Here is a 7,786-nt window from a genome sequence, read left to right on the forward strand (position 1 = left end):
CATCCCGGTGCACATGGTGGAGCAGGTGAACCGCATGGTCCGCGTACGCCGCGACCTGGCGGTCCAGCTGGGCCGGGAGCCTTCGATCGCGCAGCTCGCCGCCGCGCTGGAGGTCCCGGAGTACCAGGTCATCGAGCTGATGTCCTATGACCGCGAGCCGGTCAGCCTGGACCAGGCCGTCGGCGACGACGGGGAGAGCGCGCTGGGCGACTTCGTCTCCTGTGCCGCTCCGGCCACTGAGGACAGTGTGGCGCTGGGTCAGCTCCGCGGCGAGGTCGCCTTCGTCCTCGCCACCCTCAGCCAGCGCGAGCAGGCGGTGATCCGGCTGCGGTTCGGCCTGGACGACGGCCGTCAGCGCACCCTGGACGAGGTCGGCAAGGAGTTCGGCCTGTCCCGCGAGCGCATCCGGCAGATCGAGAAGACCACGCTGTCGAAGCTGCGACAGCCCGAGCGCGCCGGCCGCCTGGCCGTGTACGCCGCCTGATCCCCCCACAGCCCCCACAATGACTCCAACGGCGCGCCGGCTCACCCAGCCGGCGCGCCGGTTCGCGTTGATCATGGGGTTTGCCCCCTCGACACACCGGCGAGACCACAGTTAACTCCATGATCAACGCCTAGAAGCGCGGGAGGGGAGGGTTAGTGGGGGACGTGGCAGCCGTGGAGGTGGTCGTCGACCATCCCGGTCGCCTGCATGAGGGCGTACGCCGTGGTCGGCCCGAAGAACCGGAATCCGCGTTTGCGTAGCGCCTTCGCCATCGCCGTGGATTCCGGGGTGACCGCTGGGACGTCGCCCAGCGCCGCCGGGCGGGGCCGTCGCGGGGGAGCGTACGACCACAGCAGCTCGGAGAGGTCCAGCGTGTCGGCGACCCGGGCGTTGTTCAGGGCGGCTTCGATCTTCGCCCGGTTGCGGACGATCCCGGTGTCGGCCATCAGCCGGTCGACGTCGTCGGGTCCGAAGGCGGCGACCGCCGGGATCGAGAAGCCGGCGAACGCGGTCCGGAAGTTCTCCCGTTTGCGCAGGATGGTCAGCCAGGACAGGCCGGACTGGAACCCTTCCAGGGTGAGCCGTTCGAACAGGGCGTCGTCGCCTTCGATCCGCCGGCCCCATTCGGCGTCGTGGTAGACCGCGTAGTCGGGGGTGCTCGCACCCCAGGGGCACCGGGCGAGGCCGTCGGCCCCGATGATCAGATCGCTCATAGGTCTACGTCGATGGTCTTTCCGGTCGGCTGGGTGGGCAGTTCGTGGGTGGACGTGCCCGGCGCGGCGGCGGGCTTGTGCCGCCACCGGTGCTCCGCCTTGACCGGCCGGTCGTTGGCGATGAGGACGGCCATCCATGGCAGGACGACCATGCCCAGGCCGCAGAGCAGCAGCCACAGCCACAGCAGCGGAACCTGCATGACGGCCAGGACGGAGCCCAGGATCAGGCAGACCGCCCGCAGCGACATCATGAGCAGATAGCGGATCTCCCGACTGTGCCGCTGCTTCTCGAGGCTCGGCTCAGCGTCGGTGATCAGGATGGGGGCGTTGCGCGCCATACCCTCATCGTCCCACTTCTGAGTGAACGGGCACGGGTGGCCTGGCACCCAGCGTCGTGACCGCTTGGGAACCGAGCGCGGTGGCCGCGCTGAGCGCCTTGTCGGGCGATGCGCCGGCGGCCAGCGCCCCGATGAGGCCGGCGGCGAAGGCGTCGCCCGCTCCCGTGGTGTCCAGGGCGGGCACCGCCGTCGCGGGCGCCGTGAGCAGCTCGCCGTCCGGCAGCGCCCAGACCGCGCCGCCCGCGCCGAGCTTGACGACCGCGGATCCGCCGACGGCGTCGGCGAGCCGACGCGCCTGCTCTTCGGGGGTGCCTCCACCAGCCAGGACGAGTGCTTCATCACTGTTCGCGAGCAGGACCTGCGTTCCGCGTACCCAGGAGAAGAAGAGCTCCGCGCCCACTTGCTCGAGCGGGTGCGCGGAGGCCGCGTCGACGCTCACCGGGATCCCGCGGGCCATGGCCTGCTCGAGGGCGTGCCGGCCCGCGCGTCGTGAGCCTGGATCAAGCAACGTGTACGCCGAGAGGTGCAGTCGGCCGGCGTCGCTCAGCCCGACGTCCACCGATTCCGGCGTGAGCAGCAGATTGGCCCCACGGTCGGTGATCATGCTCCGGCCGTGCAGCGTCGAGAGGACGACGATGGCGCCGGTGGCCGACCCGTGGCAGACCTGGGCGGCCACGCGGACGCCGGCCTCGGTGAGTTCGGCGACGCGCTCGCGACCGGCCTGGTCGTCGCCGACCGCGCCGACGAGGACGACGTCGGCCCCGGACGCCGCCAGCCAGGACGCGGTGTTCGCGGCCTGGCCGCCCCCGGCGACCTGGATGTGCGCGGGGGTGTCCGAGTCCGGGGCGAGCGGAGCCAGGAGGGCGGCGAGCACGTCGGTGATGATGTCGCCGACGCAGCAGATGGTGGTCACGCGCGTCACATCCGGCTGGCGGCAGCCGCGATCTGGGCCGCGAGGGCCGCGTTGTGCAGGATGATCCGCACGTTGACCTCCAGGCTCTTGCCCTCGGTGGCGGAGTGGAAATGGGCGAGCAGGGCGGGCGTCACGTCCTTGCCGGTGATCTTGCGCTCGGCGACCAGGCGCAGCCCGTCGGCCAGCGTCCGGTCGTGCAGGTCCGGGTCGAGCTGCTCGTCCACCGGCAGCGGGTTGGCCACGATCAGGCCGGCCTCGTGCAGGCCCTGGTCGTTCTGCGCCTTCATCACCGAGGCGATCTCCTCCGGGCTCTCGACCGACCAGCCGAGGTCGAAGCCCGAGTCGGTGATGAAGAAGCCGGGGAAGCGGCTGGTGCGGTAGCCGAGGACGCCGACGCCGAGCGTCTCCAGGCGCTCCAGGGTGGCGCCGACGTCGAGGATCGACTTCACGCCCGCGCAGACCACCGCGATCGGCGTCTGGGCCAGCGTGATCAGGTCGGCGGACTCGTCGAAGGTCTGGTTGGCCTCCCGGTGGACGCCGCCCAGCCCGCCGGTGGCGAAGACGCCGATGCCGACCGCCGCGGCGATGGCGGAGGTACTGGCCACGGTGGTCGCGCCGTCGGCCTTCTTGGCGGCCGCGGTGGCGAGGTCGCGGACGGAGAGTTTGACCACGTCGTCGCGGGTCGCGAGGCGGGTCAGCTCGTCGTCGGACAGGCCGACGACCAGGTCGCCCTCGACCATGCCGATGGTCGCCGGGAGGGCGCCGTTCTTTCGGACAGTTTCTTCGATTTCGCGGGCGATGCGAAGATTGTCCGGTCGGGGCAACCCGTGCGAGACGATCGTGCTTTCCAGCGCCACCACCGGCGAACCGTCCTCGACGGCGGCCGCCACTTCCTCACTCAACCTGATGCTCACGACACCAACCTAGCGGGCCGGTCGGACACTCCGTCGCAGCTCCCGGCTATCCCACTCGCCGACTGGCCCAGACTCTGAGAGACTTGACGGGTGAGTACGACCCCTGAGACCGGCACGCTCATCGAAGAGCGCACCGACACTGATCATCGCCTCGTCGAAGAGGGCGACCACGAGCGCTTCTCGCACTATGCGCCGAAGGACAAGATCATGGCTGCCCTGATCGAGGGCACCCCGATCAGAGCCCTGTGCGGGAAGGTGTGGGTTCCGTCTCGGGACCCGAGCCGCTTCCCGGTCTGCCCGGAGTGCAAGGAGATCTACGAGTCGCTTGAGGAGTGACAGACCTTTCCTGTGAAAGCCCCGCGTGAGCGGGGCTTCCTCGTTTCCGGTCCGGTTCTCAGGCCATCGTCTGGATAGTGGCGATCCGTTCCTCGAGCTGCTCGATCGTCGCCTGCGCACTGGGCGGCCCGCCGCAGAGCCGGCGTAACTCGGCGTGGATCTTGCCGTGCGGCAGGTTCGTCCGGTGGTGATGCGCCGCCACCAACGCGTTCAGCTGCCGCCGCAGGTGCAGGCGGCGCTCGGCGGCGGACATGTCCCGTGGCTGCGCCGGTACGCCGCCCGCCACCGCCGCCGTGGCCGCCGCGTTCGACCGCCGTCGCGCGGCCGCCACCTGCTCCGCCTGCCGCTTGTGCAACAGCGCCGCGACCTGGTCCGGGGTGAGGAGACCGGGGAGCCCCAGGAACTCCTCCTCTTCGGGCGTACCGGCCTGGGCCGGGAGGCCGAACGTCGCCCCGTCGAAGATCACCTGATCCAGCTCGGCGGTGGCGGACAACGCCTCGATCTTCTTCGTCAGCTCACCGCTGGCGTCCTCGCTCTGCTGCGCCCGTTCGAGCAGCTCGTCGTCGAACCCCTCACGCTTGTTCTTGGCCCCGAGCACGTGGTCGCGCTGCATCTCCATCTCGGAGGCCAGCCCGAGCAGATGCGGGACGCTCGGGAGGAAGACGCTGGCCGTCTCGCCCTGCTGCCGGGCCCGGACGAACCGGCCGATCGCCTGGGCGAAGTACAACGGCGTGGAGGCGCTGGTGGCGTACACCCCGACGGCGAGCCGGGGGATGTCGACGCCCTCGGAGACCATCCGGACGGCGACGAGCCACCGTTCCTGACCGGTGGCGAAGTCCGCGATCCGCTTCGAGGAGCCGGCGTCGTCGGAGAGCACCACGACGGCCTTCTCGCCGGTGATCCGTTCCAGCAGCTTCGCGTACGCCCGGGCGGTCTGCTGGTCGGAGGCGATGACGAGGCCGCCGGCGTCGGGCATGCCACCGGCCCGCTTGACCTGAAGCCGGGCGTCCGCGGCGCGCAGCACCTGCGGCATCCAGTCGCCGCTGGGGTCCAGCGCGGTCCGCCAGGCCTGCGCGATCACGTCCTGCGTCATCGGCTCGCCCAGCCGGACGGCGAGCTCGTCGCCGGCGCTCGTCCGCCAGCGCGTCTCCCCCGAGTACGCCAGGAAGATGACCGGGCGGACGACGCCGTCGGTCAGCGCGTCGGCGTACCCGTAGGTGGAGTCGGCCCGGCTGCGAGGCAGCCCGTCAGCCCCGTCGCGGACGTATTCCACGAACGGGATCGGATTGTCGTCGGACCGGAACGGGGTGCCCGTCAGCATCAGCCGCCGCTCGGCCGGCTCGAAGGCCTGCAGTACGCCGTCGCCCCAGCTGCGGGAGTCGCCGGCGTGGTGGATCTCGTCGAGGATCACCAGCGTCTGCTTCGTCATGGTCATCCGGCGGTGGACCATCGGGGCCATGCCGACCTGCGCGTAGGTCACGACCACGCCGTGGAAGTCGCGGGAGGCGTGCCCGTCGGAGTTGCGGAACGCCGAGTCGAGCTGGATGCCGACCCGCGCGGCCGCCTGCGACCACTGGGTCTTGAGGTGCTCGGTGGGGGCGACCACGGTGACCCGCTCGACGGTGCCGTCGGCGAGGAGTTCGGCCGCGATGCGAAGCGCGAATGTGGTCTTTCCCGCACCTGGCGTCGCGACCGCGAGGAAGTCGGCCGACCGCCGCCGGAGGTACTCGACGAGAGCTTTGCGCTGCCAGGCCCGTAGGGCGGGAAAGGTGTCCGGATCAGGGTTCAGGCGAGCGATGTCGAGTGGCACCGCCAAACTTTACCGGGTGGGTGCGTCAGGTCCCTGGCCTGGCTCGCTGTCCTTTTCGGAGCCCCGGCCCGACCGGCCCGGCTCCGGTCCGCCACGCGTGTCGCCGGGCCGGCCGGTGTCGGCGGGCCAGCCCGATCCCGCCGCGCCGGACTGCTCCTCGCCGGACGGCCAGGACTGGTCGATGCCGGCCGACCACGACTGCTCCGCGTCGGCCGACCAGGACCGATTCCTGCCGGCCGGCCTGGAGCCGACGCGGGGCCGGCGCAGCGGCGTGCTCGGCCAGCCGGTAGGACCGGCCACGACCGGGCGGGCGGTGGGCGCGGACCACTGGCGCTTGACCGAGATCATCCGGATCACGAAGATCAGCAGCCCGGCCAGGAACAGCGGGAGGATCTTGTCGTCGTGGAACCAGTTGAGCGTCGCGACGACGGCTGCGCCCGCGAGCGACGCGACGGCGTAGATCTCACGCCGGAGAACCAGGGGGATCTCGCCGGTGAGCAGGTCGCGGGCCAAGCCGCCGCCGATGCCGGTGAGCATCCCGATGAAGCACGCGCCGACCGCCGGGACGGGGGTGGGATCGTTCAGCGCCTTCAGCGTGCCCGTGACGGTGAACAGGGCGAGCCCGGCGGCGTCGAGCGTCAGGATCGTCCGCACGATCTTGCCCAGGTGCGGATGCAGCCAGAAGGTCGCGAGCGCCGCCACGACGGCGGTGGCGGAGTAGCGCCAGTCGGAGAAGGCGAGCGGCGGGACGGTGTCGATCACCAGGTCCCGGAAGATCCCACCGCCGAGGGCGGCGACGAACCCCACGAAGACCACGCCGAACGCGTCGAGGTGCTTGTAGACGCCCGCGGAGGCGCCGGAGACCGCGAAGACCGTCACACCGGCCAGATCGGCGATGAGCAGGGCTTCACTGGAGTCCACCGGGGAATGCTATCGGCGGTCCGGCCGGACATGCGAAAACCCCGCCGTGCCGCACACCCGGCACGACGGGGTTTCGAGGTCTTAGCACACCGAAGGGGTGTTATGCCTTGTTCAGTACATCGTCTGGGGGTCAGTTCTTCGCAATGAGCTCGCTGCCACGCCAGGTGAAGTCCGGCTCGACCGTGTAGTCGACGGTGATCTTCACCAGGTCGTCGGCGTACTTGTTGGCGTGGTGCCCACAGAACACCAATTCGCCCCCGCCTGCGAGCACGATGCGCAGCTTGCCCGCCGCGTTGCAGCGGTCGCAGCGCTCATCGGCGTCGTGAGCTGTCGCCGTCTCCGGCGGCGGCGTGAGGGTCGCTGTCATGCCCGGCCTCCTCTGATCGTCACCGATGCTGGTCCGTTCGTTCTCCGCCGAGCTTGCCGACGGTTCGTTTCTTGCGCCCACTCACCCTCCAACGTCGGTGCCGCGGACGGGCTTCCCGATCCGAGCTTGGATTCACCTCACATCGGGAGCGGACCACACCGTTCGGTTGGGACAAATGAAGGGCCCCACGTGCCCCAACCTTCCGTTCCCCCAGCGTGCCACGTCAACACGGACTTTGCGATAGCGGCCCGGTCACACCCCTGAGTTCGTACGCACGGTGATCAGGCCGATACGTTCGGTGGAGTGTTGGAGGAAAATCCGCGGCAATTCCGCCCCACTGTATGCCACGAAAACGACCCTCGTCGCGCTCAATGTCCGTTTTCGAGCCCCCGATGGGGGACTGTTCGCTGAACGCGAACAGGGCCCCACTCGGGGGCCCTGTTCCTGCGATCTGGGACGCCGTCCCGGCATCCGCCCAGTCGCCCGGGCTTCCGGCGGCGAACCTAGTCGAGATAGTCGCGAAGGACCTGCGACCGCGACGGGTGCCGCAGCTTCGACATGGTCTTGGACTCGATCTGCCGGATCCGCTCGCGGGTCACCCCGTAGACCTGGCCGATCTCGTCCAGCGTCCGCGGCTGGCCGTCGGTCAGGCCGAAGCGCAGCCGCACGACGCCCGCCTCACGCTCGGAGAGCGTCTGCAGCACCTGCTGGAGCTGGTCCTGCAGCAGCGAGAAGGAGACCGCGTCGACCGCGACGACCGCCTCGGAGTCCTCGATGAAGTCGCCGAGCTGGCTGTCGCCCTCGTCGCCGATCGTCTGGTCGAGCGAGATGGGCTCCCGGGCGTACTGCTGGATCTCCAGCACCTTCTCCGGGGTGATGTCCATCTCCTTGGCGAGCTCCTCCGGAGTGGGCTCGCGACCCAGGTCCTGCAACAGCTCACGCTGTATGCGGCCGAGCTTGTTGATCACTTCGACCATGTGCACCGGGATA

9 protein-coding genes and 1 pseudogene are annotated in these 7,786 nt (G+C 70.2%); 2 read left to right on the forward strand and 8 right to left on the reverse strand.

Translation table 11 applies throughout. The annotated features are described in order from the left end of the window. On the forward strand, positions 1-484 hold a 484-nt coding region (locus AB0M47_RS41270), incomplete at its 5' end, for a sigma-70 domain-containing protein (RefSeq protein ID WP_363424104.1). A gap of 152 nt (positions 485-636) precedes the next feature. Here the strand turns inward: AB0M47_RS41270 and AB0M47_RS41275 are convergent. The 4 genes from AB0M47_RS41275 to AB0M47_RS41290 are packed head-to-tail and all read right to left on the reverse strand — an operon-like array spanning position 637 to position 3,362. Then, entirely contained in the window at positions 637-1,197 is a 561-nt protein-coding gene (locus AB0M47_RS41275) for a DNA-3-methyladenine glycosylase I (protein WP_363424107.1), read from the reverse strand. Further along, positions 1,194-1,535, reverse strand: a complete 342-nt coding sequence (locus tag AB0M47_RS41280) for a DUF3099 domain-containing protein (protein WP_363424110.1) — start codon at positions 1,533-1,535, stop codon at positions 1,194-1,196. The genes AB0M47_RS41275 and AB0M47_RS41280 overlap by 4 nt, the downstream gene beginning before the upstream one ends. 4 nt (positions 1,536-1,539) lie before the next feature. Beyond that, positions 1,540-2,439 (reverse strand): PfkB family carbohydrate kinase, encoded by a 900-nt coding sequence (locus tag AB0M47_RS41285; RefSeq protein ID WP_363424120.1) that lies wholly within the window; start codon positions 2,437-2,439, stop codon positions 1,540-1,542. A 14-nt stretch (positions 2,440-2,453) separates the two neighbouring features. Then, complete coding sequence (locus tag AB0M47_RS41290) at positions 2,454-3,362, reverse strand: pseudouridine-5'-phosphate glycosidase (RefSeq protein ID WP_363424113.1); 909 nt, start codon at positions 3,360-3,362, stop codon at positions 2,454-2,456. A gap of 90 nt (positions 3,363-3,452) precedes the next feature. Here AB0M47_RS41290 and AB0M47_RS41295 point away from each other — a divergent pair, with 90 nt between their 5' ends. After that, positions 3,453-3,698, forward strand: coding sequence for a DUF3039 domain-containing protein (locus AB0M47_RS41295; protein ID WP_253756639.1), 246 nt, complete (start codon positions 3,453-3,455; stop codon positions 3,696-3,698). Positions 3,699-3,756: 58 nt separating this feature from the next. Here the strand turns inward: AB0M47_RS41295 and AB0M47_RS41300 are convergent, their stop codons facing one another. From AB0M47_RS41300 to AB0M47_RS41315, 4 genes and pseudogenes are all read right to left on the reverse strand, one after another. Beyond that, entirely contained in the window at positions 3,757-5,496 is a 1,740-nt protein-coding gene (locus AB0M47_RS41300) for a DEAD/DEAH box helicase (RefSeq protein ID WP_363424123.1), read from the reverse strand. Between the two features lie 321 nt (positions 5,497-5,817). Then, positions 5,818-6,429: pseudogene (locus tag AB0M47_RS41305) on the reverse strand (trimeric intracellular cation channel family protein); the annotation flags it as partial. Positions 6,430-6,559: 130 nt separating this feature from the next. After that, the gene (locus AB0M47_RS41310) at positions 6,560-6,796 is read right to left on the reverse strand and encodes a hypothetical protein (RefSeq protein ID WP_253756636.1); all 237 of its coding nucleotides are present in this window, start codon (positions 6,794-6,796) and stop codon (positions 6,560-6,562) included. A gap of 503 nt (positions 6,797-7,299) precedes the next feature. Continuing rightward, positions 7,300-7,786 (reverse strand): sigma-70 family RNA polymerase sigma factor (locus tag AB0M47_RS41315; RefSeq protein WP_363424117.1); only part of this gene is annotated, 487 nt, incomplete at its 5' end.

It is taken from the genome of Hamadaea sp. NPDC051192 (assembly GCF_040682475.1).
GTDB classification, from domain to species: domain Bacteria; phylum Actinomycetota; class Actinomycetes; order Mycobacteriales; family Micromonosporaceae; genus Hamadaea; species Hamadaea flava.